This is a genomic window from Nonomuraea polychroma, from assembly GCF_004011505.1.
Classification (GTDB): domain Bacteria; phylum Actinomycetota; class Actinomycetes; order Streptosporangiales; family Streptosporangiaceae; genus Nonomuraea; species Nonomuraea polychroma.
Window position 1 is genome coordinate 662,742 of record NZ_SAUN01000001.1, and the last position, 25,999, is coordinate 688,740.

General features: G+C 71.0%; 23 protein-coding genes. 10 read left to right on the top strand and 13 right to left on the bottom strand.

Translation table 11 applies throughout. The features are described from left to right. Positions 1-140: 140 nt before the first annotated feature. Positions 141-1,187, top strand: coding sequence for a class I SAM-dependent methyltransferase (locus EDD27_RS02970; RefSeq protein WP_127930956.1), 1,047 nt, complete (start codon positions 141-143; stop codon positions 1,185-1,187). Here EDD27_RS02970 and ftsH read toward each other — a convergent pair. Genes ftsH through EDD27_RS55235 form a run of 3 tightly spaced genes read right to left on the bottom strand, consistent with a single transcriptional unit; the run spans position 1,169 to position 4,653 of the window. Next, the gene (gene ftsH, locus EDD27_RS02975) at positions 1,169-3,082 is read right to left on the bottom strand and encodes an ATP-dependent zinc metalloprotease FtsH (RefSeq protein WP_127930957.1); all 1,914 of its coding nucleotides are present in this window, start codon (positions 3,080-3,082) and stop codon (positions 1,169-1,171) included. The two genes, EDD27_RS02970 and ftsH, sit on opposite strands and share 19 nt — an antisense overlap. 38 nt (positions 3,083-3,120) lie before the next feature. After that, positions 3,121-3,795 carry a response regulator transcription factor gene (locus EDD27_RS02980; RefSeq protein ID WP_127930958.1) on the bottom strand — a complete coding sequence of 225 codons (675 nt, stop codon included), beginning with the start codon at positions 3,793-3,795 and terminating at the stop codon, positions 3,121-3,123. A 9-nt stretch (positions 3,796-3,804) separates the two neighbouring features. Continuing rightward, positions 3,805-4,653, bottom strand: coding sequence for a S1C family serine protease (locus tag EDD27_RS55235; RefSeq protein WP_206641203.1), 849 nt, complete (start codon positions 4,651-4,653; stop codon positions 3,805-3,807). Positions 4,654-4,769: 116 nt separating this feature from the next. On the opposite strand from EDD27_RS55235, the gene EDD27_RS02990 reads away from it, so the two are divergent. Together EDD27_RS02990 and EDD27_RS02995 are read left to right on the top strand one after the other, a co-directional pair. Then, positions 4,770-6,110 carry a sensor histidine kinase gene (locus tag EDD27_RS02990; RefSeq protein ID WP_206641204.1) on the top strand — a complete coding sequence of 447 codons (1,341 nt, stop codon included), beginning with the start codon at positions 4,770-4,772 and terminating at the stop codon, positions 6,108-6,110. 46 nt (positions 6,111-6,156) lie between these two features. Continuing rightward, complete coding sequence (locus tag EDD27_RS02995) at positions 6,157-6,588, top strand: DUF1003 domain-containing protein (RefSeq protein ID WP_127930960.1); 432 nt, start codon at positions 6,157-6,159, stop codon at positions 6,586-6,588. Positions 6,589-6,615: 27 nt separating this feature from the next. Here EDD27_RS02995 and EDD27_RS03000 read toward each other — a convergent pair whose 3' ends face one another. Both EDD27_RS03000 and EDD27_RS03005 read right to left on the bottom strand, forming a co-directional pair. Further along, a complete protein-coding gene (locus EDD27_RS03000) occupies positions 6,616-7,065 on the bottom strand; it encodes a DUF6194 family protein (RefSeq protein ID WP_127930961.1) in 450 nt (149 codons plus the stop codon). Positions 7,066-7,137: 72 nt separating this feature from the next. Beyond that, a complete protein-coding gene (locus tag EDD27_RS03005; RefSeq protein ID WP_127930962.1) occupies positions 7,138-8,628 on the bottom strand; it encodes a M48 family metallopeptidase in 1,491 nt (496 codons plus the stop codon). A gap of 82 nt (positions 8,629-8,710) precedes the next feature. On the opposite strand from EDD27_RS03005, the gene EDD27_RS03010 reads away from it, so the two are divergent. Together EDD27_RS03010 and EDD27_RS03015 are read left to right on the top strand one after the other, a co-directional pair. Next, the gene (locus EDD27_RS03010) at positions 8,711-9,931 is read left to right on the top strand and encodes a deoxyguanosinetriphosphate triphosphohydrolase (protein ID WP_127930963.1); all 1,221 of its coding nucleotides are present in this window, start codon (positions 8,711-8,713) and stop codon (positions 9,929-9,931) included. A gap of 76 nt (positions 9,932-10,007) precedes the next feature. Next, complete coding sequence (locus EDD27_RS03015; protein ID WP_164903446.1) at positions 10,008-11,171, top strand: NAD(P)/FAD-dependent oxidoreductase; 1,164 nt, start codon at positions 10,008-10,010, stop codon at positions 11,169-11,171. Here EDD27_RS03015 and EDD27_RS03020 read toward each other — a convergent pair. Further along, on the bottom strand, positions 11,143-12,012 hold the full coding sequence (locus EDD27_RS03020; protein ID WP_164903447.1) for a M23 family metallopeptidase: 870 nt from the start codon (positions 12,010-12,012) through the stop codon (positions 11,143-11,145). The two genes, EDD27_RS03015 and EDD27_RS03020, sit on opposite strands and share 29 nt — an antisense overlap. A 156-nt stretch (positions 12,013-12,168) precedes the next feature. Here EDD27_RS03020 and dnaG point away from each other — a divergent pair, with 156 nt between their 5' ends. Together dnaG and rpoD are read left to right on the top strand one after the other, a co-directional pair. Next, positions 12,169-14,013, top strand: coding sequence for a DNA primase (gene dnaG, locus EDD27_RS03025; RefSeq protein WP_127930964.1), 1,845 nt, complete (start codon positions 12,169-12,171; stop codon positions 14,011-14,013). Positions 14,014-14,400: 387 nt separating this feature from the next. After that, positions 14,401-15,504: an RNA polymerase sigma factor RpoD gene (gene rpoD / locus EDD27_RS03030; RefSeq protein ID WP_241563834.1), complete on the top strand. Its 1,104-nt coding sequence runs from the start codon at positions 14,401-14,403 to the stop codon at positions 15,502-15,504. A gap of 57 nt (positions 15,505-15,561) precedes the next feature. Here rpoD and EDD27_RS03035 read toward each other — a convergent pair whose 3' ends face one another. From EDD27_RS03035 to EDD27_RS03065, 7 genes are read right to left on the bottom strand one after another with little or no spacing between them, the layout of a single operon-like run. Further along, positions 15,562-16,368, bottom strand: coding sequence for a transporter substrate-binding domain-containing protein (locus EDD27_RS03035; RefSeq protein ID WP_127930965.1), 807 nt, complete (start codon positions 16,366-16,368; stop codon positions 15,562-15,564). Continuing rightward, positions 16,365-17,747, bottom strand: coding sequence for a hypothetical protein (locus tag EDD27_RS03040; protein WP_127930966.1), 1,383 nt, complete (start codon positions 17,745-17,747; stop codon positions 16,365-16,367). The genes EDD27_RS03035 and EDD27_RS03040 overlap by 4 nt, the downstream gene beginning before the upstream one ends. Next, positions 17,744-18,460: an FHA domain-containing protein gene (locus EDD27_RS03045; protein WP_127930967.1), complete on the bottom strand. Its 717-nt coding sequence runs from the start codon at positions 18,458-18,460 to the stop codon at positions 17,744-17,746. Before EDD27_RS03045 ends, EDD27_RS03040 begins: the two co-directional genes overlap by 4 nt. Then, complete coding sequence (locus tag EDD27_RS03050; RefSeq protein ID WP_127930968.1) at positions 18,460-19,746, bottom strand: vWA domain-containing protein; 1,287 nt, start codon at positions 19,744-19,746, stop codon at positions 18,460-18,462. The genes EDD27_RS03045 and EDD27_RS03050 overlap by 1 nt, the downstream gene beginning before the upstream one ends. Beyond that, entirely contained in the window at positions 19,739-20,578 is an 840-nt protein-coding gene (locus EDD27_RS03055; protein WP_241563835.1) for a PP2C family protein-serine/threonine phosphatase, read from the bottom strand. Before EDD27_RS03055 ends, EDD27_RS03050 begins: the two co-directional genes overlap by 8 nt. Next, a complete protein-coding gene (locus EDD27_RS03060) occupies positions 20,575-22,707 on the bottom strand; it encodes a serine/threonine-protein kinase (protein WP_127930969.1) in 2,133 nt (710 codons plus the stop codon). Before EDD27_RS03060 ends, EDD27_RS03055 begins: the two co-directional genes overlap by 4 nt. Next, positions 22,704-23,873 (bottom strand): coiled-coil domain-containing protein, encoded by a 1,170-nt coding sequence (locus EDD27_RS03065; RefSeq protein ID WP_127930970.1) that lies wholly within the window; start codon positions 23,871-23,873, stop codon positions 22,704-22,706. The genes EDD27_RS03060 and EDD27_RS03065 overlap by 4 nt, the downstream gene beginning before the upstream one ends. 177 nt (positions 23,874-24,050) lie before the next feature. On the opposite strand from EDD27_RS03065, the gene EDD27_RS53865 reads away from it, so the two are divergent. Genes EDD27_RS53865 through EDD27_RS03075 form a run of 3 tightly spaced genes read left to right on the top strand, consistent with a single transcriptional unit; the run spans position 24,051 to position 25,989 of the window. Further along, positions 24,051-24,209: a hypothetical protein gene (locus EDD27_RS53865; protein ID WP_164903448.1), complete on the top strand. Its 159-nt coding sequence runs from the start codon at positions 24,051-24,053 to the stop codon at positions 24,207-24,209. A gap of 32 nt (positions 24,210-24,241) precedes the next feature. Beyond that, complete coding sequence (locus EDD27_RS03070) at positions 24,242-25,516, top strand: amylo-alpha-1,6-glucosidase (protein ID WP_164903449.1); 1,275 nt, start codon at positions 24,242-24,244, stop codon at positions 25,514-25,516. Then, positions 25,513-25,989, top strand: a complete 477-nt coding sequence (locus EDD27_RS03075; RefSeq protein ID WP_127930972.1) for a hypothetical protein — start codon at positions 25,513-25,515, stop codon at positions 25,987-25,989. The genes EDD27_RS03070 and EDD27_RS03075 overlap by 4 nt, the downstream gene beginning before the upstream one ends. The last annotated feature ends 10 nt before the right edge of the window (positions 25,990-25,999 follow it).

Consider the following 25,999-nt stretch of genomic DNA (forward strand, 5'->3'; position numbering starts at 1 on the left):
CACCACCCGACAGTGCCGCGTGAGCGAACTGTGAGGCAATGCTCCGACGATCGGAGCCCGTGTGAACGCCGTGAAAGGCCGCGAGCCGAGCCTTCTGCTGTGAGACCGGTACGAGCCGATCCGTAGGGAAGGAAACCAGCATGGACCACGAGCAGGTGAACGAGTTCCTGGGCCGGTTCGTGAGCGACCTGGCGGCGGCAGAGGCCGCCGGCTCCGTCGTGATCGGCTGGCGGCTCGGCCTCTACCGCGCGCTCGCGCAGGGCCCCGCGACGCCCGACGAGTTCGCCGAGCGCACCGGGTGCCACCCGCGTTACCTCACCGAATGGCTGCGCGGCCAGGCCGCCGGCGGGTACGTCAGCTACGATCCCGAGACCGGCCGCTTCTCGCTGACCGAGGAACAGGCGTTCTGCCTGGCCGACCCGGACGGCCCCCACTTGCCGGCCGCGTTCCTGATCGCGCTCGGGATGCTGCGCGCCGAACCGCGCATCACCGAGGCGTTCCGCACCGGTGAGGGCTTCGGCTGGCACGAGCACCACGAGGACGTCTTCGTCGGATGCGACGCCTTCTTCCGGCCGGGTTATGCGGCCGAGCTGATCCCGCACTGGATCCCGGCGTTGGACGGGGTCGACGCGAAGCTCACCGCCGGGGCCCGCGTGGCGGACCTCGGCTGCGGTCTCGGCTCGTCGTCGCTGCTCATCGCCGAGGCCTACCCGCGTACCATCGTCGCGGGCTCCGACTATCACGCCGATTCGATCGCCCTGGCACGCGAGAAGGCCGCGGAGGCCGGGCTCGCCGACCGGGTGAGGTTCGAGGTGGCCACGGCGCAGACCTTCACCGGGACGGACTACGACCTGGTGACGATGTTCGACTGCCTGCACGACATGGGCGACCCGCCGGCGGCCGCGCGACGGGTGCGGGAGGCGCTGGCTCCGGACGGCACGTGGATGCTGGTGGAGCCGAACGCCTCCGACAAGGTCGAGGAGAACTTCAACCCGGTGGGACGGCTGTACTACAGCGGGTCGACGTTCCTCTGCGTGCCCAACGCCCTCTCCCAGCCGGGCGGCCACGCGCTGGGCGCCCAGGCCGGCGAGGCGGCGATCCGGGAAGTGATCACGGAAGCGGGCTTCACCCGATTCCGGCAGGCGGCTCAGACCGTGTTCAACGTGGTCTACGAGGTCCGGCCGTGAGACGGGGTTCCCGCCGCCGTGTGCACCGTGGGTGCGGACGGCCCTGCGATGTCGTACACGACGTGCCCGTCCAGCGTCTCCTCCTCCAGCAGCCGCGCGACCAGGTCGTCCAGCGCCTCCCGATGGTGGGTGAGCAGGCCGAGCGCGTACTCCTCGGCCAGGCGCAGGAAGCGGGCGACCTCGCGGTCCACGATCCGCTGGGTGGCCTCCGCGTAGGGGTGGCCGGCGGAGCCGGTCACGTCCAGGTAGGCAGCGGAGACAGGGTAGGCGACGGGGCCGAGCTCGGGGGACAGGCCGTACTCGCGGACCATCCGCACGGCCAGCTGCGTCGCGCCGGCCAGGTCGCTCGCGGCGCCGGTCGAGGCCTCGCCGTAGACCAGCAGCTCGGCCGCGCGCCCGCCGAGGCGGACGGCGAGGGAGTCGTGCAGGTGCTGCTCGGTGTACAGGCGCCGCTCGTCCTCGGGAATCTGGTGGGTGGCGCCGAGCGCCATGCCCGACGGCAAGATGGTGATCTTGGCGACGGGGTCGGCGGTGGGAGAGAGTGCGGCCACGAGGGCGTGACCGCTCTCGTGCACCGCCACTCGCTCCCGTTCCTCCGGCAGCAGGGAGACGGTCTCGTCGCGGCGGCCGAGGACGAGCCGGTCCCGGGCGTCGTCGAAGTCGGCCGCCCGGATCTCCGCGCGATCGTCACGGGCGGCGCGCAACGCGGCCTCATTGACCAGGTTGGCCAGGTCGGCACCGCTGAATCCCGGGGTGGCCCGCGCGATGACGGACAGGTTCACGTCCAGAGCCAGCCGTTTGCCGCGGACGTGCACGGCCAGGATGCGGGTGCGGTCGGCCAGGGTGGGCAGCGGCACCTGGATCTCCCTGTCGAACCGGCCAGGGCGCAGCAGCGCCGGGTCGAGCGCCTCCGGGCGGTTGGTGTTGGCGAGCACGACGACCGAGCTGTCGCCCGCGAACCCGTCCATTTCCGCGAGCAGCTGGTTGAGCGTCTGCTCGCGCTCGTCGTGCCCGCCCACCCCGGCGACGGTACGGCGGGCGCCGATCGCGTCGATCTCGTCGATGAAGATGATCGACGGGGCGCTCCGCCGAGCCTCGTCGAACAGCTCGCGCACCCGCGAGGCGCCCAGCCCGACGAACAGCTCCACGAAGCTGCTGCCGGTCACCGCGTAGAACGGCACGCGCGCCTCGCCGGCCACCGCGCGGGCCAGCAGCGTCTTGCCGGTGCCGGGCGGGCCCATCAGCAGCACGCCCCGCGGGCCGCGCGCCCCCGCCAGCTGGTAACGCCCCGGGTCCTGGAGGAAGTCGACGACCTCCATGATCTCCTGCTTCACGCCTTCGTACCCGGCGACGTCCGTGAAGCGGGTGTCCGGCCGCTCGGCGGCGGCGGCGCGCGCCTTCGAACGGAGCAGACCGCTCATGCTCTGTGCCCGCCGCCCGAGCCACCAGAAGCCGCCGATGAGCAGCAGCGTCGGGAGCAGCGAGACCACCAGCTGGTAGAGGGTGTCGGTCTGCTCGTACGCCGACACCTGCACCTTGGCCGCCTCCAGGTGCGAGGACAGGTCACCGGTCGTCAGCGCCCAGAGCGGCGCCTGCGTGGTGAAGCGCTGCCCGTTCGTGAGCATGCCGGTGACGGCGCCGTCACTGCCGACGGCCACGGTCGCGACCTGGTGGCCGTCCACCTTGGCCAGCACCGTGCTGTACGGCAGGCTCTCGGTCGTCATCGCCTTCCCCACGGCGGGGCCGAAGAAGAACAGCGCGAAGAGCAGGAGGGCGAGCACGAACCACCAGCCGCGCCATTGCGGCGGCCGCGGCGGCGGGGTGGACGGCGGGGCGGGCGTGCGCGCGGGCTTCGGCGGTGGGCCTACCAGCGGGTGCCGATCGATTTCGGGCATGGCGAAGCTCCTGTACAAGCCGGCCGGTCAAGGAGAGCTCAGACCGCGGGGTCGAGGCGGTAGCCGGCGCCGCGCACGGTCTGGATGTTGTCGCGGCCGAACGGCCGGTCGACCTTGTCACGCAGATAGCGGACGTAGACGTCGACCACGTTCGAGCCGCCGTCGTAGGCGAAGTCCCAGACGTGCTCGATCAGATGGGTGCGGCTGAGCACCTCGCCGGGCCGCCGCATGAACTCCTGCAGCAGCGCGAACTCCTTCGGCGAGAGCGTGATCGCGGCCTCGCCGCGCCGCACCACGCGGCTGACCGGGTCCAGGCTGAGATCCCCGACCTGGAGCAGGGCCGGCCGCTCGTGCGGGTCGCGGCGGGTCAGCGCCCGCAGCCGGGCGTACAACTCCGACAACGCGAACGGCTTGGTCAGGTAGTCGTCGGCGCCCGAGTCCAGGCCGCGTACGCGGTCGGTCACGGCGTTGCGCGCGGTGAGCATGAGCACCGGGGCCCAGCGGCCCGCCGCGCGCATCCGCCGGCACACCTCGAACCCGTCGGGCGCGGGGATCATCGCGTCGAGCACGACGGCGTCGTAGTCGTTCTCCGTGACGCTCCACAGCGCGTCCTCGCCGTTGCCCGCGGCGTCGACCGCGTAGCCTTCGCGGCGCAGTCCACGGATCAGCATGCGGGACATGCCGGGATCGTCCTCCACGACCAGCACCCTCATGATTCCACCCTAGGCGAGCAGGTCGTCGATGGTGTGCCGGGCGCCGTTGATGGCGATCGCGAAGCCGATGTTCTGCGCGTCGCCGGCGGCGGCCGTGTTGATGCCCACGATGCGGCCGGAGGCGTCCACGAGCGGGCCGCCGCTGTTGCCCGGGTTGATGGCCGCGTCGGTCTGGATCACGTGCTGCAGGCGCGCTCCGGCGTCCGTCTGCACCGTACGGTCCAGCGCGGACACGATGCCCTCGGTCACCGTCGGGCCGCCCGGCAGGGCCAGGGCGTTGCCGATCGCGATGACGGGATCGCCGACCTTGAGGGTCGAGGAGTCCCCGAGCGGCGCGACGGGCAGGTCCGTGGCGTTCACCCGCAGCACGGCCAGGTCGGCGGCCGGGTCGCTGCGCAGCACCTTCGCCGTTGACGTCCGCCCGTCCCGCAGCGTGACCGTGATGGCCTGCGCGCCCTCGACGACGTGGTTGTTCGTCGCGATGAGGCCGTCGGCGCCGATCACGAAACCGGTGCCGGTGCCCTGCTCGGCGACCGGCTCCATGAGCGCGTTCACCCCGACCGAGCGGGTGCGCACGGTGACGATCGACGGCTCGATCTTGGCCAGGATGGCGGGGGCGTTCACCGCGGCCCCGGAGACCGCGGGGACGACGGCGGGTGCCGCGGCGGGCACACTGGCCCGGGCGACGTCACGGCCGCCCAGGTAGCCGCCGGCGCCCGCGGCGGCCACCGCGGCGACGATGGCGACGGACGCGGCCAGCACCCGGCCGCCGCCGCGCCGCGCCCGGTGAGCGGGGCCGTGCGGGGCGGGGGCGGGGTAGGCGTGCGTCTCCCGCGGCTCGAAGGTAGGAACGCTCATCACAGGCTCCTCAGGGTGATGATCCGGTGTTCGTGGCTTCAGACTGCGGTCCCGCCGATGAGAGAACGATGAGAGCCGCCTCGGCCCGATCGGGCGGATTGTGCCAGGCTGTGCACGTGCGGCTGCTACCAGGCTCGATGCGGGCCCGCGTGACCCTCGTCACCGCGGCGGGGGCCGCATGCGTGCTCGCCATCTGCCTCGCCCTCCTGTACGCCGCACTCGACCGCCAGCTGTGGGCGGCCATCGACGCCGGGCTCACCGCCCGCGCCGGCGACCTGGCCGTCGCGCTGGAGGTCGGCGACGCCGTCGCGCTGACCGACGACCCGATGGCCCAGCTCTACGCCCCCGACGGCCGGGTGGCCGCCGGCTCCGCCGCGCTGCGGGAGCGGCGGCTGCTCACCCCCGAGCAGGTCCGCCAGGCCGGGGACGGGGCGCTTGCCACGCGCACGTTGCCGGTCGGCGAGAACGGCGAGCCGATCCCCGTCCGGGTGCTGACCGACCGCCTCGGCACCGGCGTGCTGGCGGTCGCGGTGTCCGCCGAGCCCGTCCACGCCGCCCGCGGCCGGCTGGCCCTGGTGCTCTTCCTCGCCGCGCCCCTGCTGGTCGGCGCGCTGGCCGCCGGCGCCTGGGCGGTCGTGCGCGCCGCGCTGCGGCCTGTCGACGCCCTGACCCGCCAGGCCGCGATCATCTCGTCGCTGGAGAGCGACAGCCGCCTGCCCGCCGTGCCGGGGGAGGACGAGATCGCCCGGCTCGCCCACACCCTCAACGACATGCTGGCCAGGCTCGGCGTGGCCGCCGAGCGGGAGCGGGCGTTCGTGGACGACGCCAGCCACGAGCTGCGCACGCCGCTCGCCGTGCTGCGGGGCGAGCTGGAGCTGGCACTCGACGCCATCGGCGACGACCGCGAGGTCGAGCAGTCGCTGCGGGCCGCGCTCGGCGAGGCGGACCGGCTGTCGCGGCTGGCCGACGACCTGCTGCTGCTGGCGCGGGCCCGGACGGGCGCGCTCGTCGTCCGCACCGAGGCCGTGGACCTGCTCGACCTGGCCGCCGCGGAGGCACGCCGCCTCCGGCCGGCGCTCGGCGTGAGCATCGAGGCGTCCGGCGAGCCCGTCGTGGTGAACGCCGACCCCGAGCGGCTCCGGCAGGTCCTGGCCAACCTGGCCCGCAACAGCGCGGCGGCGGGCGCGACCACCGTGCGGATCCGGGTCACGGGCGACCGGGAGTCGGCGACCGTGGAGGTCGCCGACGACGGGCCCGGCTTCCCCGAGGGCCTGCTGGACGCCGCGTTCGCCCGCTTCACCCGGGGCGACGACGCCCGCAGCGGCGCCGCCCCCGGCGCGGGACTCGGCCTGTCGATCGTGCGGGAGGTCGTCATCGCGCACGGCGGCCTCGTCTCGGCCCGCAACGGCGCGCCCCTCGGCGGCGCGGTGGTCACCGCCCGCCTGCCGCTGAGCTGATGCGCCTTTCATCCTGCTCTCATGCGCGGCGCGGCACGATCGGGACATGCAGACCGATCACCACCTCGGCCGGTCCTGGCGCAGCCGCTGGGAGCGTCATCCGGGAGTCCGCACCGGCAGCCGGCTCACCCTCGGCGAACGGGCGGCCGACCGGACGCGGCTCGTCATGGGGTCGTGGCCGTTCGTCCTCACCTTCCTCGCCGTGCTCGTCGTCTGGATCATCGGCAACGGCCGGCGCGGCTTCGACCCGTACCCGTACATCCTGCTGAACCTGGTGCTGTCGTGCCTGGCCGGGCTGCAGGCGTCCGTCCTGCTCATCGCGGCCAGGCGCAGCGACCAGGTGGCGTCGGAGCTCGCGATGCACGACTACCAGACCAACCGGAGCACGGCCGCGGCCATTGCCTCGCTGCAGTCCGAGGTCGCGGACGTGTCGGCTCAGCTGGTCCGCGTCGAGGCGCTGATGAAGACGCGGCTCTAAGTCCTGGTCGCCTGGCCTGGTCTCGACTCAGCGGTGGCGGGCGGCGGCGCGGGCGTGGGCGTCGGTGAGCAGGGGACGTGCCTGCTCGCCGGGGTTGAGGATGGAGATCCACCCCTGGACGGCGTACACGGGGTGCGGCAGGACCCGGTCCGTGACCGTGTAGTCGATGCCGGCGTGGTGTTCGGCGTGCGCGGCCGGCGGGTAGCCGAGCAGCCGCTCGAACATGGCCCGCCCGGCAACCACGTTGAGCCGGAACACCTCCGGCCGGTTCAGGTCAGAGGCGGTGTCGAAGCCGGGGTAGTCCTTGGTGACGATCGTGGCGAACGGCTGCTGCCGCTCGGGCACCTTGCCGTCCGGGGCGTAGTAGACGAACGTGTCCCCCCATGCCACTTCCGGGGCCGCGGTGTCCGGTCCGGCGGTGAAGACGACGACGCCGGGCAGGCCGGTGACGAACTCGATGATGTCCTTCTCGGTCATGCCTTGAAGTCTGTCATTGAACGACCCAGTGAGACTTTTCCCGCAAAAGCCGAGGAAATCGGCCGATAACCCTCAATGGGAGGCAAGCTCCTGGACGGGTACGTAGTCGTGGCGCATGCCGTGGTCTCCCAGCCATCGGCGCAGCCCCGCCACGGCCGCCGGGTTGGCCGCCACCTGGGCCGCGTACTCCGACAGCGCCACCTCCTCGCCGTCGTCGAACAGCAGCCGCGCGGGTCCCGACCACGACAGCGTCCACTTGGCCTCCCCGAGCTGGATCAGCACGGCCTCCAGCGCCTGCCCCAGCACCCCGGCGAGCAGCGTCTCCGACGGGTTCCAGCCGAGCTCGCGCAGCCGCTCCTCCAGCTCCGCCTGCCGGCCGCGGGCGATCGCCTCGAACGCCGCGTCCAGGTACGGCCGCGCCGCCCCCATCACCCGCTGACCGGCCACCGCGAGGTCGTGCAGGGCCTCGGCATTGCGGCCGGCGTACATGCCGTGGGCCACCAGCTCGTCCCACGCCACCGGACGCAGCCCGGTCAGCGCCTCCGGCGTCCACATGGACTGCTCGACCGCCTGCACCGCCACGTTCGCGTCGCGCAGCAGGGTCAGGGCGGAGCGCGGGTCGGGCACGTGCGACGGCTCCGTCAGGTGCTCGATCGCGGCCAGCCGCTCCGCCAGACTCGGATGCGAGTCGTACGGCGAGACCTCCTCCGGCTCCTCGCCCAGCTTGGCGATCTCGGCCTGGCGCGCGGGATCGCTCATCATCGCGTGGAAACCACCGAACACCGAGGCGGGACGGGCCCCGCCCGCGCCCGTCAACGACAGGTAGTTGTTGACGTAGAGGTTCCAGCCCAGCGCGGTGGCGTGGATCTTGCGTAGGGCGCCGGCCATGGCCTGCCGGCCGCCGATCGCGACCGCGAACTGGTCGGCCTCCAGCTCCTGCTTGCGCGAGACGGCCTGCGAGACCCGCAGGTAAAGCTTGGTGTACCAGGTGAACAGCCGCTTGATGAACGGGTGGTTGCCCAATCCCTGCACGGTGGCGATGAGCGAGACGCGGCCCCGGTAGACGGGCGCGCCGAGGCGGGTGTGGGCGCCGCTGTAGTGGCCCAGCTCGTGCCCGAGCACCGCCCGCATCTCATCCACCGTGAGCGTTTGCAACAGCGGCAGGCCGACGAACATCCGCCGCCTCGTCGCCTTCAAGCCCAGCCAGCGGGTGTCCTCCGACACGGCCGCGTTCACCTCGGCGACCAGCCGGATCTCGTCGGGCGGCGCCGTGCGTACCCGCTGGGCCAGGTCCTCGACCGTCTGCCATAACACGGGCTCGTGCTCGCGCCCCACCGGCACGCCCGGCTGCTCCCCGCCTTGGCGGCGGCTCACCATGAGAAGAGCGCGGACGAGCGCGCCCGCCGCGAGGGTGAGCACGATCGCGATCTTGACGGTGTTCGCGTGGAAGTCGACGAGCAGCAGGACATCGAAGAAGATCGCGGCCGCCAGGATGAGGCCGACCAGGACGTAGAAGCCGGCGAGCAGGGCAAAGGCCAGCACCGCTCGAAACGCTGTGGTCATGGGGGAGGGCTCCCAAGGAAATGGTTTCTCGCGAGGCTCGACCTTAGCGGAGTCGGGAAACTGGATAAAATTACTGATACAGATGTCGTACTACGACGAGCATGACCAGGAGCGTTGGGTTCCGGAACCGCCCGGCAATCCTGAGCGAGCCGCGTTCGAACGCGACCGCGCCCGCGTCCTGCACAGCGCCGCACTCCGCAGACTGGCCGCGAAAACGCAGGTCGTGGGCCCGGGCGAGACGCTCGGCGGCGGCCAGCACATCCCGCGCACCCGCCTGACGCACTCCCTCGAGTGCGCCCAGGTCGGCAGGGAGATGGGGGCCACCCTCGGCGTCGACCCGGACCTGGTGGAGACCGCCTGCCTGGCGCACGACCTCGGGCATCCGCCGTTCGGCCACAACGGCGAGGTCGCGCTCAACGCCCTGGCCGCCTCGTGCGGCGGGTTCGAAGGCAACGCCCAGAGCCTGCGCCTGCTCACCAGGCTCGAGGCCAAGGTCCTCACCGAGGACGGCCGCAGCGCCGGGCTCAACCTGACGCGGGCCGCGCTGGACGCCTCCATCAAATACCCGTGGACGTGCGACAAGTCGCCGAAGTTCGGCGTGTACGACGACGACCTGCCGGTGTTCACCTGGATCAGGAAGGGCGCGCCGGAGGGGCGGGTGAGCTTCGAGGCGCAGATCATGGACTGGGCCGACGACGTCGCCTACTCGGTCCACGACCTCGAGGACGCCCTGCACTCGGGCCACGTCACCCCCGAGGTGCTCCAGTCGCCCATAGAGCGCCGCCACGTCTGCGAGATCACCCGCACCTGGTACGCCCCCGGCGCCGACCTCAACGAGCTCGAAGAGGTCTTCGCCAAGCTGATCGCCGACAAGCTCTGGCCGCGCCGCTTCGAGGCCACCCTCGCCGACCTGGCCGGGCTCAAGGCCCTCACCAGCGGCCTCATCGGCCGGTTCTGCCGCTCCGCCCAGGCCGCCACCAAAGAGGTGTACGGCACCCGTCACCGCGCCGACCTCGTCGTCCCCCACGCCACCCGGCTGGAGTGCGCGCTGCTGAAAGGCGTCACCGCCCATTACGTGATGACCACCAAGGACCACCACGCCAACCAGGCCAGGCAGCGCGAGCTCATCACCGAGCTGGCATCCTTGATCACGCTGGGCGCGCCGGGCACGCTGGAGCCCGCCTTCCGGCCCGCGTACACCGGGGCTCGCGACGACGCCGCTCGCGTCCGCGTGGTCATCGACCAGATCGCCTCACTGACCGACACCTCGGCCGTCGCCTGGCACCGCCGGCTCTCGCGCTGACCAAGGTTTGCCAATGAGGCAGGTCACCTGACACAACCCGCTTTCCCGATCTGCTCGGCGGGCGGATACTGCGCCCATGGCCACATATGTGATCGTCGGCGCCGGGCTGGCCGGAGCCAAAGCCGCGCAGACGCTGCGCGAGGAGGGCTTCGACGGCGAGATCGTGCTGATCGGTGCGGAAACCGAGCGGCCCTACGAGAGACCACCCCTGTCCAAGGACTACCTCCAGGGCAAGAGCGAACGAGAGAAGATCTTCGTCCACGCCCCCGAGTGGTACCCGGACAACGACGTGGACCTGCGGCTCGGCATTCCGGTCACCCGCATCGAGCTCGATCACCGCGTGCTCAGGCTCGGCAACGGGTCGCGCCAGCCGTACGACAAACTGCTCATCGCCACCGGCGCCGCGCCCAGGCGTCTGCCGGGACCCGGCCACTACCTGCGCACGGTCGAGGACAGCGAGACGCTGAAAGAACGTTTCGCGCAGGCCGAGAGCGTGCTCGTGGTCGGCGCGTCCTGGATCGGCCTGGAGACCGCCGCGGCGGCCCGCGCCGCCGGCCGCGCCGTCACCGTCGTCGAGCCCGAGCCCACCGCGCTCAACGGGGCACTCGGCCCCGAACTGGGCCACATGTTCGCCCGCCTGCACGCACACAACGGCGTCGACCTGCGCTTCGGCACCGCCGCCGCCGAGATCACCGACACCGGCGTGCGGCTCAGCTCCGGTGAGCGGCTCACGGCCGACCTCGTCGTGGTCGGCATCGGCGCCGTGCCCGAGGTCGGTCTCGCCCGCGACGCGGGACTCGAGGTCGGGCAGGGCATCCTCACCGACGCGGCCCTGCGGACCTCGCACCCCGACGTGTACGCGGCCGGCGACGTGGCCGAGCCCTTCCACCCCCTGTACGGCCGGCGCGTGCGCGTCGAGCACTGGGCCAACGCCCTGCACGGCGGCCCCGCCGCCGCCCGCTCCATGCTCGGCCAGGACGTCGTCTACGACGCGATCCCGTACTTCTACACCGACCAGTACGAGCTCGGCATGGAGTTCTCCGGCGACATCGAGGGCTACGACGAGATCGTCTACCGCGGCGACGTCGAGAGCCTGGAGTTCATCGCCTACTGGCTGCGCGACAGCCGGGTGATCGCCGGCATGAACGTCAACGTCTGGGACGTCGTCGACGAGATCCAGGAGCTGATCAGATCACGCGCCATCGTCAACCCTAAGGAGCTTGCGACGGGCCAATCGTGACCACGGTCGGGCCGTCGTCGTCGCCGGTCTGGGGCTCGGGCCGGTCGTCGTTCGAGACCTTCTTCGACGAGCACTGCACCGTGCATCGCGGCGTCTCGCCGAGCTTGCCGCGCAGCGCCAGCGTCTCCTCCCGGGGCGAGAGCGTGCGGTTGCCCGACTGCCAGGCGTCCAGGTAGTCCCACGGCTCGACCATGCCCCTGCGTACCCACCAGAAGGACGGACCGGTCTTCCACGAGATCGCGAAATAGAGGTTGGGGCCGGTGTCGCGGGCGTTGCCCGACCGGCCCACCCGGCCGAGCAGCTGACCTGCCCGCACCCGCACGCCGGGCTTGATGCCTTCGGCCACCGAGTCCAGGTGCCCGCCCAGGTAGCGCACGCCGTCGTCACCGATGATCGTGACGAACCGGCCCTCCCGGTCGGCGCCCGCGTCCGTGGACGGCCGCCACTTGTTCTGCACGTTCACCTCGTCGACGACGCCGCCGATGGGCGCCACGAACGCGCACCCCTCCCCGGCCCAGATCGTCGTCTTGGGCAGCACGAGGAGCCTGCGCTGGTAGGTCGTCTCGCAGCCCTTGACCGGGAATGTGTAGGTGTACTTCGACAACTTCGGCGGCGGCACCTTGACCGGGTCCTCGCCCTTCGGCGGCCGCTCGGCCGCCTGGTGCTCGGCCGACGGCGTGGGGGACGGGATCGTGGCCGTGACCTGCGGCGTGCCCGTCACCGAGGGGGTGGAGGGCGACTGGGCGCTCACCCCTGCCAGGCCGGTGGCCTGGGTGCAGGCGCCGGTCAGCAGCAAAGCGCCCGCGACGGCCGCCCATCGTCCGACATGCCCCGATCTCATGATCTCCACCCGCGTCACCGTTTCCACCGACAACCTTTACCTTTGTAGCCGACCGGGGACCCCCGCAGAGCCGGTTTCCCTCTTTAGCAACCCAGGGGTGAGGCCATTCTGGCCGCAGGTGCCGGGAACGTCGGTGGGGCCGAATAGACTCACCGCGTGGCTGGCCGGATCCGTGATGTCGACATCGCGCTCGTACGCGAGCGCTCACCCATCGCCGACGTGATCGGCGAGCACATCCAGTTGCGCAACGCCGGAGGCGGCAACCTCAAGGGCCTGTGCCCGTTCCACGACGAGAAGAGCCCGTCCTTCAACGTCACGCCCGAGCGCGGAATGTACTTTTGCTTCGGTTGTTCCGAAGGCGGCGACGTGATCACGTTCGTCGAGAAGATCGAGCATCTGTCCTTCAGCGAGGCGGTCGAGCGGCTGGCGCAGCGGGCCGGGATCCAGCTGCAATACGAGCAGGGCGGCTACGTCCCCCGGCGCGACCACGGTGAGCGGGCCAGGCTGATCGAGGCGCACAAGGCGGCGGCCGAGTTCTACGTCGGCAAGCTTTTCGGGCCTGACGCGGCTCCGGGCCGGCGGTTCCTGTCGGAGCGGGGGTTCGAGCGGGCCGACGCGGAGATGTTCGGGGTCGGCTATGCGCCCAACGAGTGGGAGGCGTTGACGCGGCATCTGCTCGGGCGTGGATTCACCGCCGAGGAGCTGGTCAAGGGCGGGCTGGCCAAGGAGGGGCGGCGGGGGCCGATCGACCGGTTCCGCGGGCGGCTGATCTGGCCGATCAGGGACGCGACGGGCGATGTGATCGGTTTCGGCGCACGGAAGTTGCTTGATTCCGATGATGGGCCGAAATATCTGAATACGCCTGACTCGCCGCTTTACAAGAAGAGCCAGGTCCTTTATGGGATTGACCTGGCGAAACGGGAGATCTCCAAACGGTCCCAAGCGGTGATCGTCGAGGGTTACACCGACGTGATGGCCTGCCATCTCGCGGGGGTGCCGACGGCGGTGGCCACGTGCGGCACGTCGTTCGGCGCGGAGCACATCAAGATCTTGCGCCGCTTCCTGCTGGACCAGGCCGAGTTCCGCGGCGAGGTGATCTTCACGTTCGACGGTGACGAGGCCGGGCAGAAGGCGGCGCTGCGCGCGTTCGCCGATGAGCAGAAGTTCGTCACGCAGACCTACGTCGCGGTGCAGCCCGACGGGCTCGACCCGTGCGACCTGCGGGTCAAGCAGGGCGACGCGGCCGTGCGGGATCTGATCGCGAGCCGGGAGCCGCTGTTCCAGTTCGCGATCAGGAGCACGATCTCCCGCTACGACCTGCGCAGCAACGAAGGCAAGATCGCCGCACTGGACGCGGCCGCGCCGATCGTGGCGGGGATCAAGGACGTCGGGCTGCGCAAGCGTTATGCCATCGACCTGGACCGGTGGCTGGGCTTCATGGATGAGCGGTTCGTCATGCAGCGCATCGCCGCGGTGGCCGGGGCGCAGCAGGGCCGCCCCCAGCGGGCGCCGCGGGCGGCGCCGGTCGACCCGAGCATCCGGGTGGAGGGAGAGCTGCTCAAGCTGGCCGTGCAGCGGCCCGCGCTGCTCGGGCCGCGCTTCGACGCGCTGGACCCGCAGGCGTTCACGGCGCCCGACCATGTGGTCCTGCACAAGGTCATCGTGGCGGCCGGGGGTGTCGCCGCGGCCGGATACGGCGGGCGGGAGTGGGTCGACCTGCTGCTGGAGCACGCCCACGAGGAGGGCGCCAGGCCGCTCGTGACGCGGTTCGCGGTGGAGGCGATCCAGGCGGACGCGCACACGGAGGAGCGATATGCGGGCGCGATGCTGGCCGCCATCGAGGCCATCGCGGTCGACCGGGCCATCGCCCAGGTGAAGTCGCGGATCCAGCGGCTCAATCCGGTGGAGGAGCAGCAGGAATACAACAAGTTGTTCGGTGAGCTGGTGGCGCTGGAGCAGCAGCGCCGGGTCCTGCGGGATCGAGCCGCGGGCAGCCAGTGAGGGTCGCCGTCGGCGGTGACGGCATCACGATCGCCCGCCGGCGGTTGATAACAGTTTGGCCGCGATCACAAGCGGTAAATCAGGGTGGTTGACCAGGGAACTTGGCCCGGTCCAACCGGCGATAAAGGGGATGGACAGCGCGATACGGGCAGCGAGACAGTCGCGTCCGACCGGGGGGTCGTGCCGGGCGCGTGAATCCTGATCGCGTAATTGACTTTACTTTCCTGATCAAACTCTTGCTAAACCTTATTCCGATCTCAATTCGGTAAGCACGGTCGTCTTACCTTCGGTGACAAAAATGGGTCTGCCATTTGATGGAACCAATACTGCAGACTGTCTCCCGTGGGTGCATCGGTGCTGCCAAGCAGTCCGCCAACGGTAGATCAAGTGGCGGACCTCGTCGCGAAGGGAAGGGAGCGCGGAAGCGTAACCGTCGATGACGTCGCAGCCGCGCTTGACCGATCCGAGCTGCCGTCCGACGCGCTGGAACGCGTCGTGCGGATGCTCGCCGAGAACGGCGTGGAGGTCCTCGAGCCGCAGGGCGACGAGGAATCCACCCGCGCCGATGAGGAAGACGTAGGCAAGCGAGCGCCGACCAGCGATCTCGTCCGTATCTACCTGCGCGAGATCGGCCGGGTGCCGCTGCTGACCGCCGAGGAGGAGGTGGAGCTCGCCAAGTCGATCGAAGCCGGCCTGTTCGCCGAGGACAAGCTGGCCAACGGGGTCTCGCGTCTGGCCTTCCCGGAGTTCAGGGAGCTCGTCTGGCAGGGCACCCGAGCCAAACAGCGGCTCATCGAGGCCAACCTCAGGCTCGTGGTGTCGATCGCCAAGCGGTACGTGGGCCGCGGCATGTTGTTCCTGGACCTGATCCAGGAGGGCAACCTCGGGCTCATCCGGGCGGTCGAGAAGTTCGACTACACCAAGGGTTACAAGTTCTCCACCTATGCGACCTGGTGGATCCGTCAGGCGATCACCCGGGCCATCGCCGATCAGGCGCGGACGATCCGCATCCCGGTGCACATGGTGGAGACGATCAACAAGCTCGTCCGCGTGCAACGCCAGCTCCACCAGGATCTCGGCCGTGAGCCGATCCCCGAGGAGATCGCCAAGGAGATGGACCTCCCCGTCGATCGTGTGGTGGAGATCCAGCGCATCGCCCAGGAGCCCGTGTCGCTGCAGTCGCCGATCGGTGAGGAGGACTCCGACCTCGGTGACTTCATCGAGGACGCCGACGCTGTCGTGCCTATGGAGGCCGCGGCCTTCATCATGCTGCAGGACCAGCTCGACGACATCCTGGCCACGCTGTCGGACCGTGAGCAGCGCATCATCCAGTTGCGCTTCGGCCTGGCCGACGGGCATCCGCGCACGCTGGAGGAGGTGGGCAGGGAGTTCGGGGTCACGCGGGAGCGCATCCGCCAGATCGAGTCGAAGACCTTGGCCAAGCTCCGCCACCCGACGCGCGCCCAGATGCTGCGGGATTACCTGGACTGACGTGCGAGACAGCGCTCGGTGAAGCGGGCCGGGGGCGACCCCGGCCCGCTCGCATGTTCAGGAGCAGCCCTCGAACTGCGGGACCGCGATCGTGCTCAGGTCCAGCCCGGACCCGTCGAACCACTTGTGCAGCAGCTTCGCCGCCGTCCCGTCCTGATACATGTCAGTGATCGCCCGGTTGACCGCCTCGCAGCCCGCCACGTCTCCCTTGCGCAGGCCCACCCCGGTGCGCTGCTCGTTGAACTGCGCGTTGTTCAGCCGCAGCCCCGAGCCGTCCTGCATGGCCAGCCCCGCCAGGATGACGTCGTTGGTGGTTACCGCGTCCACCTGCTTGTTCTTCAGCGCCGCCAGGCACTGCGCGTAGTCGGCGAACGGCACGAGCTCCGCCGCCACACTCCGCTCCGCGACGACCCGCTGGGCCGCGTTCGACCCCTGGACCTCGCAGATCTTGCGGCCCTTGAGATCACGCACGTTGTCGATCGTCTCTCCCTGCCGCGTCAGGATGTCCTGGTACGAGATGTGGTACGGCCCGGCGAACAACACCTTGGCCTTGCGGTCCTGGCTGATCGTGTAGGTGGCCACCACCATGTCGGCCCGCCCGTCGAGCAGCACCCGCTCCCGGTCCGCCGCCAGCACGGGGACGAAGAGAAAATCCTTGCCGAGCTTGGCGGCGATGTAGCGGGCCACGTCCACGTCGAAGCCCTCGTACTCCTTGTCTGCCCGGAGGAACCCGATCGAAGGCAGGTCCTGGCGCACCGCGATGAGCAGGACGTCGTCGTCGACGATCGACTCAGGCTCGCTGGTCCCGCAGCCCGCGACCAGGGTCGCCGCCAGGGCCAGCACCATCACCAGGACGCGTTTCACCGGTACTCCTTGAGTCGTGGCCACACCCCGGCGATCACCAGCAGGACGATCGCGCCCATCGCGACCTCCTCCAGCCGCCACAGGTTGTCCAGCGTGCTCTCGCCCATCGTGATCGCACGTTCGAACTCGTCGTGATGCTGGCCGATCAACGCCACCAGCGTCCGGTCATAGGTGTCGAACGTCGCTGTCACCGCACCGAACCGGGCGTTGACCGCCTCGATGATCTGGCCGCTCGCCACCAGGTCGCGGAATTTCTCGTCGGCGGACTGGAAGCCCTGGTACGCCTTCATGACGTCCTCGCCCGGCCGGCCGACCAGCTCGGGCCCCAGCAGGCCGAGGAAGCCGTCCGTGCCCTGGACGACCTTGAAGTGATAGTCATCCAGGTTGCCTGCCGCGACGTAGATCACTGACTGCGATTTGTCGAGGTAGGTGTGCTCGTAGGTGTCGGCCCGTTCCTTGTCGAGCAGGTAGCGGCTCTGGTCGCCCTGCATGCTGTTGCTGATCGCACGGGCCCTGGTCAGCGTCAGCACCGGATCGAAGCCGGCCGACTTGGCGTGCCGCAGCGCCTCCTGATCCCGCGCGAGTGCGCCCGCACCGGCGATCAGCGCCACCGCGGTCGTCACCGTGGCCACCAGCAGCGCCGGCCCGAACACCCGGCGGAAGCGCTTGGCGAGGAAGACCTGCAGCCAGATCAGGCAGCACAGTGCGAGCAGCCCGGCCACGACCACGGCGACGCGCAGGAGGGGCACCATGACGGCCTTCTCGTCGTAGGTGCGGCGCACGATCGTGCCGGTCTCCAGGGTCAGGTTGTAGGCCTGTGGCAGCAGCACCTTGCGCATCAGGTCGGTGGCCTGGCGGTAGATCGCCACGACCTCCTCGGGCGGCGGCCCCGGGGCGTGCTTCGCCCGCTGGTCGAGCAGCAGGGCCTGACCGGCCAGCCGCTCGTACTTGCCGAGCTCGTCGAGCACCGACTGCACGGTCCGCCGCTCGGCCGGGTTGTCGCCCGACAGCTCGAACGCCTTCAGCAGCGCCTGGTTGGCCTCCGACCGGCGGCTCTCGTATCGGGCGATCGCCTCGTTGCGCTGCCGGGTGTACATGTCGCCCATCACCAGCGCGTTGGCCACCTGCGCGTCCATGTCGCTCAGCGCCAGGTAGAGGCCGGCGGTGGCGACCACCTGCGGACCCGCGTCGTGGCCGATGACCTGCAGGCCGTCGCGGGCCGTGGCGCTGCCGACGGCGAGGGCCGCGAACAGCAGCGCCAGCGAGGCGACGGTGATGCCGGAGATGACCCGGATCCTGCCGGGCACGCTCCGGCGCACCTGCGGCGGGGCGGCCCGGCCCGGCGCCACCGTGCCCCGGCCGGGCACCATCACCGTCATGGCGTGCCCTCCCTGATCGTGATGACGGTCCACGCGCCCACGTGGATCCGGTCCCCTGGGGCGATCTTGACGGGCACGTTGACCTTGAGCGGCTTGCCGTTCACCTGGGTGCCGTTGGAGGAGCCGGGGTCGACCAGCATCCAGGAGCCGTCCGGCTGGGCCAGCAGCACGGCGTGCAGGTGCGAGACGCCGGGGTCCTCGGGCGGCCCGGTCAGGTCGATCTCGGGTTCAAGGTTCCTGGCCCGGCTGCGCCGGCCGATGCGCACCTGATCGCCGTACAGGCCGAAGGAGCGCTCGGGGCAGTACGGCGGGAACGCCACCGCGTCGGCGTCGGGACCGCCCTCGGCGATGACCTTTTCGTAGTAGGAGCGGTCGGCGGCCGTCACGGCCTCCCACCTGGCCCCGCCACCCGTCGCCAGGAGCGGGACGGGGGCCCCGTTGCCCTGCCCGCTTGCCGAGCCTTGCTCGGGGTGCAGTGTTGGATGTCCTCGCTGCGCTGCGGATCCGGCACTGCTGTAGTCGTGGCCGCACACCTCGCAGAACTGGCCGGCACGCGGCGTCTGGCAGATGGGGCAACTCTCGGCGGCGGGCTCGGCGACGGGGGCCGGGTTGGAGGCCGCGTTGGAGGTCGGCGGTGCGGCCGCCATCTGCGTGCCGCACACGTCGCAGTAGTCGTCGGAGCCGGACGCGTGCCCCTGCGGGCAGGTCGCCATCAGAATCCTTCCTTGCGCAGCCGGCTGGTGCGGACCGAGCCGGTGTCGAGCTCGATCTCGTCGGCCTTGTCGACGTTCCTGCGCAGCCTGGCCGTGCCGGTGGCGGGATCGACCTCCACCACCTTCTCCAGCAGCCGCGCGGTGTCCTCGCGGCCCGTCTCGGCGGCCAGCTCCCTGGCTCTGGCCAGGCGGGCGGTCGCGGTGTCGACGTCGCCCACCGCCCGCGCGCTGAGCCCGTCCTGGATCAGCTCGTGCAGCTCCGCCTGGCCGGTGTAGTGGGCGACCTTCCCGTTGATCCGGGTGGACTGCGCAAGGTCGTCGGTCCATTGGGCGAGCACGTTGCCACTGGCCACGACGTCGCCGGTGTCGGGGCGTACGAGCTTGACCCAGCCCGCCCTGATCTCCTGGCCGATCTGCCCGGGCGGCACCTCGACGCACACGTGGTATTCGCGCTCCTCGGCCCCCCAGGACCCGGTCGGGTAGTCGCCGGTCAGCGGGTTGACGTCGGCACGCTTGCCGGTCAGGTCCAGCAGCGTCGGCGAGACCTGCTTGACGAACTTCAGCCGCGCCGTCTGCGGCACCCACACCCGCAGCGACAGCTCGGCCACGGTCTTGCTCATGGACGTCTGCGTGAGTCGGCGGAAATACTCCGACAAATCCGTCTGGTTACGGACGAAGTCAAACGTGCCGAGCATGGCGTCGGCCACCTTACGCAGCTCGGCCGGCACCCAGTCGTCGCCGACCCCGAGGGAGTCGACCACGAACCTGCCGCTCCAACCCGCCAGAACGGAGCTGAAGACGTCGTCGCTCTCGTTGTTCTGGCCGTCGGTCATCAACAGCGCGTGCTTGATGGCCGAGGGGTGGGCGGCCAGCATGTGCCCGGCCAGGTTCAGCCATTCGCCGATGGCGGTGCCACCGTGGGCGAGCAGCCGGCCGATCGCCCGCTCGGCCTCCGCCTTGGTGGCGGCAGTGGCCTTGACCAGGCGCGGACTGCCGCCCGGGTAGACCATACCCGCCTTCTCGGTCCCGGCGATCACCGCGAAGAGCACGCCGTCGCGCAGCGTCCGCACGGCCGTGGCGGCCGCCTGCCGGGCCTCGCGTATCTTGCCGCCGCTCATCGAGCCCGACGTGTCCACGATGATCACCTCGGCGGCCTCGGAGGACACGACCTGCGTGGTGACGCCGCCCGTGGAGCCGACGGTGAGGATGGCGTGCACCTCGCGGCCGTCGAGGGGCAGGTACTTGTTCTGGTCGATGTTCAACGTGAAAGCGGGCTGATCACTCACGGGCTTCTCCTAAGGGGATCAAGGCGATCGTCACGTTGTCCTGGCCGCCGGAGTCCAGCGCGTGCCGCAGCATCTCCCTGGCCATCTCGAGCGGGGTGCCGGCGCTGGGGAAGGCATAGCCGTCCAGGTAGCGCCACAGGCCGTCGCTGCAGACGAGCAGCAGGCCGGGCGCGTGGGGGGTGAAGGTCCGTACGTGGAGCGTGACGCCCTCGGCGTCCGCGCCGAGCCAGGCGGTGATCTCGCCGGTCTCGATCGCGTCGTCCTCGGTCAGCAAGCCGCCGTCGGGCAACGAATAGGCCCGCGTGTCACCGGCCCACCCGAGCGTGATCCGGTCCGGCTCGACCACGGCGGCGACGTACGTGCAGGCGGGGGCGTCGTACACGGAGGTCGCCAGCTTGGCCACGGCCCGGCCGGCCAGGTCGAACGCCTCCTGCTGCGACGCCCCTCTGGCCAGCGCGGTGGCCGCGGTCTCGACCGCCACCGCGGACGCCTCGTCGGCCCTGGGCGAACTGCCCACCCCGTCGCACACCACGGCCACGATCGTGTCGCCGGAGGCCATGAGCGCCATCGCGTCCTCGTTGCGGCTGCGCCGCAACCCTCTGTCCGTCACGGCCGCCGCGCCGTTGTCCAGCACGGTCTCCGCGTGGTCCCGGCCGGTGGGCTGGCGCAGGCCGCACCGCTCGCAGTAGCCTTCCGCGTCCACGGCGCCCGCCCCGCAGGACGCGCACGTCGGAGCTCCCATCGGGTGACCGCAGGCCTCGCAGTAGATGTCGCCCGCGAGCACGGGAGCCTCGCAGACGGGACAAGAGGCGACTTTCTCGTTACCGGTCACACCCAGGTCCTCGGTCGCACGGCGTTCGCCTGGTCAATGAGGGCGTGCCTTTCCTGCCGGGAGGCCGCCACGACGGCGAGCCTGCGGTAGATGGCCTCCAGCTGCCTGCGCAGCCCGGGCTCGGTGAACCGTGCCCCGGCCAGCTCCAGGTCCGGCGGTGGCGCGTTCGTCTCCAGCCAGGCCAGCCCGCCGTGCAGCAGCTCGGCGGTGAGCAGGTCACGGCGGCGCGAGTCCAGGTCGGCCAGGCTCGCCAGCCGGCCTGCCGCGGCCACCAGATCGCCGGGCTCCATCGTGCTCGGGTCGGGGCGGCGCACCGCGGAGGCGGCCAGCGCCATCTGCGCCGCCATCCGGTAACTCGACGTGGCGGGCACCTCGTCGAGCACGGCCATCCTGCCGGTCCTGGCCAGCCCGAACGCCGCGCTCACACAGCCGTGGTCGGTGCGCCAGACGATCTCGTACCAGGAGGCCGCGGCCTGTTGCCCCGCGCACTCCAGCGCGAACGCCAGCGCCAGCTTGGGCGGCAGCTCGCCCGGCAACATCGACACGCACGCGTCGAACATCGACGCGGCCGCATCGGCCTGCCCCGTGGCCAGCGCGAGCACGCCGCGGTACCAGGTGACCCGCCAGTCGCCGGGCAGCTGCGCGGCCAGCCGCTCCAGCGCGATGGGCGCCTCCGTCGCGCCGTACTCGGCCAGCAGCCTGGCCCTCATCAGCTCCGTCTCGGGCGTCGGAGGCATCGCGTCGAGCTGGTCGAGCAGCTGCTTGCCGTCGCTGCCGAGCAGTCCGGCCAGCACTCCCGCGGCCGGGTCGGCCGGGTCGACCAGCGGCACCGGCAGCCGGCGCGCGGCCACCCCGGGGTCGAGCGGCTCGAGCACCTGGTCGTCCTCCTCCGACAGCGCCGTCCCCACCGCGCCCCGCTCGGGCCCGAACAACGTCGACGGATTCGGGTACGGCACCCCTTCCTCCTCGGCGCAGACCTCGCGCAGCACGCCGAGGAGCTGCTCCTCCATCTCCCACGCGCTCTGGAACCTGTCGGCCGGATGGGCGGCGGTGGCCCTGCGCAGCAGCCGGGTGAACGATGGATGCCCGCAGTCCTGCGGCAGCGGGGCGGCCACGCCGTTCGCGACCGGGCTGAACCCCGGGATCGCCAGCACCGCCAGCGTCCTGGCCACGGTGTAGAGGTCGGAGGTCACCGACGACGGATGGGTCTCCAGCTCGGGGGCGTGATAGCCGCGGGTGGCCCACGACGTGCCCGGCGGCGAGCCGAGCGGCTGCACCGCGCCCAGGTCGATGAGCTTGAGCCCCTTGCCCACCCTGATCACGTTGGCCGGCTTCAGGTCGCAGTAGACCAGGCCGGCCTCGTGCAGATAGCCGAACGCCTGCAGGATCTCCCGCCCGTAGATCAGGGTCTCGCGCAGCGGCAGCGGGCCCTGGCGGCGCAGCTCGTGCAGGGACTGGCCGCCGACGTACTCCATGACGATGTAGCCGAGCCCGGCCGAGCGCTGGAAGTTGAAGACCTTGACGATGTTGGGGTGGTCGACGGTGGTGAGGACCTTCCGCTCGGCCTCCGCCGCCGCCAGCGCCTCGGCGTCGTTGGTGTTGAGCAGGCCCTTGAGCACCACCCACCGGCCGTCGAGGTATTCGTCGGCGGCCAGGTAGATCCAGCCGAGCCCGCCGTGCGCCAGGCAGCCCAGCACCCGGTACTGGCCCGCCACCAGGTCGTCCTTGTCCAGCTTCGGGGTGAAGGAGAACAAGGTGCGGCAGTGGGGGCAGAACCCGTCCGTCAGCCCCGGGCGGCCCTCGCGGGAGCGGCCGACGGGCTTGCCGCAGTCGGGGTTGGCGCAGAAGCGCTTGTCCTCGGGCACCTCGGGGTCGGTCATCACGGCGGTGGCCGGGTCGCGGTAGGGCACCGACGGCAGGTCGGCGATGGTGGCCAGCACCCCGGCCCGCGACCTGCCGCTGCTGCTCGTCGGCCCGCTCGTCGGCCTGCTCACCGGGCTGGTCTGCGGTGACGAAGGCTGGGTACGGAACGAGGCGGGAGGCGCGGGAGAGCTCTCCGCGGTGCCGCACAGGTCGCAGTAGCCCTCGTCGATCGTGCCCGTGCAGCCTGGCTGCGCGCAGCGGCTCATGGTTTTCCTCCGTGTATCGCGCGCTGGTAGTCCTCGACGGCGGCCGCCGCCTTGGTCAGGTCGCAGGGGGCGCTCCACAACAACGTGCGCGCCCGGGCGAACAGGCTGGAAGCGGCCGGGTCCTCCGCCATGCCCTTGCGCACCGCCATCGCCTGGCAGGCGCCGAGCCGGCCGCGCAGTTCGTCACGCCTGCCGACCAGCCCGTACAGCGCCTTCGCCGTGGCCTGGGCCTGATCGACCGCCCTGCGGACGTCGCTCTCCAGCTCCGCCAGCCGCTTGGCCCGCAGCACCCAGGTGTCGGCCGACACGTCGAGCGCGTCCAGCGCGCCGGTCAGGGCGTCCACCCTGCTCCTGGGCTGGGCCTGCGGCGGCAGGGCGATCTTGACGACGACCGCGCCGTGCGCCAGCCTGGCCTCGCTCTCGGCCGCGCGTACCCGGTCCAGCCCGGCCACCAGGTCCTCGCGGCGGCGGGCGTACTCCTGCTTGACGACGATCGCCAGCTCCAGCTCCGCCAGTGAGTCGGCCAGGAGCCCGGTGAGCCGGTCGAGGCCGGGCTCGACGGCGGCGCCGAGCGGGTCCTCCACCAGAGCGGCGCGGATCCGCTTCAGCTCGGCTTCCAGGGCCCCCAGGCCGGCGGCGCTCTCGCCGAGGTCGTGCTCCAGCTCACGGATGCGCCGCAGCTCGCTGTCGGCGGCGTCGAGGCGGGGGAGCAGGGCGTTCCACTGGGCGTCGATGTCGTTGAGGGCGGAGGTGACCTCCTGGAACGCGGCGTCCATCCGCGTCACGGTCTCGTCGAGGGTGAGCCGCTCGTCCGCCTGCGGAAGCAGCGTGCGTTGCTCGACCGGTTTGGCGGCGGCCCGCACCACCACGGACGCGCCCGTGAGCAGCTCGGTCAGCTCGGTCAGCTGCTCGGCGCTCAGTTTGCTCCGCGAGGCCTGGATGTGCTCGGCGTCGCGTAACACGGCGCGGTAGACGTCGTTCAGTCCCCACAGGCGCGCCAGCGCCTCCTGTGCCGCGGCCCAGCGGCGTTCGGTCGCGCCGCGTAAGGAGGCCCCCTTGAGTAACTGGTATGTGGTATGGGATTCGAGATCGAGCAGGTCGCCGGAGATCCGGTCGCGTTCGTCGGCCCGAGCGCGCAGCGCGTGCTCGACGCCTTCCCTGCTCATAGGTGGTCCCAGGCTCATCACGCTCCCCGTGAAGAGGCCCCCCGTGCCCCGGTTATACCGGCTCAACGGAGGGTCTGGCCGCTTAAGTTCCTTTAGCTCGGGGGGACCCCTGACTTGTCCCTGATTCAACCCTGTCTCGCCTGCAATCCGCTTAAAGGATCTCTTAGCGTTGCGGACATGGGACGAATTCTTCTGATCATCGCGGCGGTCGTCGCCGCACTCGTACTGCTCGGGCCTCTCGTGGGGTTCGCGCTCACGCTCCTCAAATGGGGCCTCATCATCGGCGCCGTGGCGCTGGGTGTCATGTTCCTGTCGAAGTGGGTGAAGAGGACATAGCTTCCTGAGGGATCCCCAGGCATAGTTGGGTGATGGAGGCGCGGCCGGCGGTTGACGATGCCGCGCTCGGGCGCGAGGCCATGGCCGTGCTCGAGGCGAACTGGACGGGCACTGGCACCGTGCCCGCGCCAGGGCTCTATCCGCATCAATGGAGCTGGGACTCCGCGTTCGTCGTCATCGGCCTGGCCAGGCACCGGCCCGACCGGGCCCGCGACGAGCTGCTCAGCCTGCTGCGGGGGCAGTGGGCGACGGGGATGGTGCCGCACATCGTCTTCCACACGCCGGAGGCGTACTTCCCGGGGCCCTCCGTATGGCGCTCGCAAGAGCACGAGGCCGCGCCGCGCGTGCTCACCTCGGGGCTGACCGCCCCGCCGCTGCACGGGCTGGCGCTGTGGTGGCTCTACCAGCACACCGGCGACGAGGCGTTCGTCAGGAAGGCGTACCCGGCGCTGGTCGCCCAGCACGACTACCTCGCCTCGGCCCGCGACCTCGGCGGCGCGGGGCTGGCCGCGATCGTGCACCCCTGGGAGTCCGGCATGGACGACAGCCCGGCCTGGGACGAGCCGCTGGCCGCGCTGCCCGTCATCAGGTACGGCTACCGCCACCTGGAACTCGACGAACGCCACCCCGACAGCGATCACGACCGGTACGTCTGGCTCGCCATGCGTTACCGCGACGCCGGCTACAGCCCCGGCTACCTGCGTGACGAGCATCCGTTCGCGGTCGAGGACCCGATGTTCAACGGCATCTGGCTGGCGTCCTGCCAGGCCATGGCCGAGCTGGCGCCGCTCGCGCACGCCGATCCCGCACCCCACGTCGAGCAGGCCGAGCGCATCAGGCAGGCCATGCTGGAACGCCTGTGGGACGGCTGCTTCTACGCCAGGGACCTGCGGTCCGGACAGCTGATCAGAGTGTCCACGGTGGGCGGGTTCGGGCCGCTGCTCGATCCCCTGCTGCCCAGCGAGCACCTGAACGCCGCCGTCGAGATGCTGGAGTCGGCCAGGTTCATGGGCGCCACCGGGTATCCGGTGCCCAGTTGCGAGATCCGCGCCGCCCAGTTCGACCGCACCCGCTACTGGCGCGGGCCCTCGTGGGTGAACACCAACTGGCTGCTGCGCCGCGCCGCGGCCGTGCACTCGCTCGACCACCTGGCCCAGCAGCTCACCAACGGCACGCTGCGCCTGGTCAGGCAGGCCGGCTTCCGCGAGTGCTTCGACCCCTTCGACGGCAGCGGGCGCGGCTGCAGGGACTTCTCCTGGAGCGCGGCGCTCACCCTCGACCTGCTCGCCGATACCGTGGTGGAATGAGCTTTTTCCGCCGCCTGCCCGCCGACGTGCGCAAATCGTTGACGACCGAGCCGGGGGAGCGGGTGCTGACGTTCGCCACCGGTCAGGCCGGCGGCTACCTGGTGGCCACTGATCTCGCCCTCTACCTGCCCGACGGGACGCGGGTGCCGTACGAGACGATCGACAAGGCGTCGTGGAGTGAGGAAGGGCTGAGCGTCATCACCATGGACGGCCTGTCCCACGTCGAGCGCATCGACGAGCCGCGCATGTTGCCCGAGACCATCCGCGAACGCGTCAACTCCACGATCGTGGTGAACAAGCACGTCAAGCTGCCCGGCCGAGGCGGCGTGCGGCTGGTGGCCAGGCGCCGGCCCGGTGGCGAGGTGCTGGGGTGGACCCTCGTCTTCGACGAAGGCCTCGACCCCGAGGACCCCGGCCTGCGGGCGCAGGCCGAACAGGCCCTCGAGGGCGTACGGCGCAGCATGGGTGTATGACGTCGCACAC

Excerpts from the sequence above, each read along its gene's own strand:
- EDD27_RS03015 (WP_164903446.1), top strand. The coding sequence starts at position 10,008 with ATGGCCACATATGTGATCGTCGGCGCCGGGCTGGCCGGAGCCAAAGCC.
- EDD27_RS02995 (WP_127930960.1), top strand. The coding sequence starts at position 6,157 with ATGCAGACCGATCACCACCTCGGCCGGTCCTGGCGCAGCCGCTGGGAG.
- EDD27_RS03065 (WP_127930970.1), bottom strand. The coding sequence starts at position 23,873 with ATGAGCAGGGAAGGCGTCGAGCACGCGCTGCGCGCTCGGGCCGACGAA.
- EDD27_RS53865 (WP_164903448.1), top strand. The coding sequence starts at position 24,051 with ATGGGACGAATTCTTCTGATCATCGCGGCGGTCGTCGCCGCACTCGTA.
- EDD27_RS03020 (WP_164903447.1), bottom strand. The coding sequence starts at position 12,012 with ATGAGATCGGGGCATGTCGGACGATGGGCGGCCGTCGCGGGCGCTTTG.
- ftsH (WP_127930957.1), bottom strand. The coding sequence starts at position 3,082 with ATGCCCGAAATCGATCGGCACCCGCTGGTAGGCCCACCGCCGAAGCCC.
- EDD27_RS03010 (WP_127930963.1), top strand. The coding sequence starts at position 8,711 with ATGTCGTACTACGACGAGCATGACCAGGAGCGTTGGGTTCCGGAACCG.
- EDD27_RS03005 (WP_127930962.1), bottom strand. The coding sequence starts at position 8,628 with ATGACCACAGCGTTTCGAGCGGTGCTGGCCTTTGCCCTGCTCGCCGGC.
- EDD27_RS02970 (WP_127930956.1), top strand. The coding sequence starts at position 141 with ATGGACCACGAGCAGGTGAACGAGTTCCTGGGCCGGTTCGTGAGCGAC.
- EDD27_RS03060 (WP_127930969.1), bottom strand. The coding sequence starts at position 22,707 with ATGAGCCGCTGCGCGCAGCCAGGCTGCACGGGCACGATCGACGAGGGC.
- EDD27_RS03000 (WP_127930961.1), bottom strand. The coding sequence starts at position 7,065 with ATGACCGAGAAGGACATCATCGAGTTCGTCACCGGCCTGCCCGGCGTC.
- EDD27_RS03070 (WP_164903449.1), top strand. The coding sequence starts at position 24,242 with ATGGAGGCGCGGCCGGCGGTTGACGATGCCGCGCTCGGGCGCGAGGCC.
- EDD27_RS02980 (WP_127930958.1), bottom strand. The coding sequence starts at position 3,795 with ATGAGGGTGCTGGTCGTGGAGGACGATCCCGGCATGTCCCGCATGCTG.
- EDD27_RS55235 (WP_206641203.1), bottom strand. The coding sequence starts at position 4,653 with ATGAGCGTTCCTACCTTCGAGCCGCGGGAGACGCACGCCTACCCCGCC.
- EDD27_RS03075 (WP_127930972.1), top strand. The coding sequence starts at position 25,513 with ATGAGCTTTTTCCGCCGCCTGCCCGCCGACGTGCGCAAATCGTTGACG.
- EDD27_RS03040 (WP_127930966.1), bottom strand. The coding sequence starts at position 17,747 with ATGACGGTGATGGTGCCCGGCCGGGGCACGGTGGCGCCGGGCCGGGCC.
- EDD27_RS03045 (WP_127930967.1), bottom strand. The coding sequence starts at position 18,460 with ATGGCGACCTGCCCGCAGGGGCACGCGTCCGGCTCCGACGACTACTGC.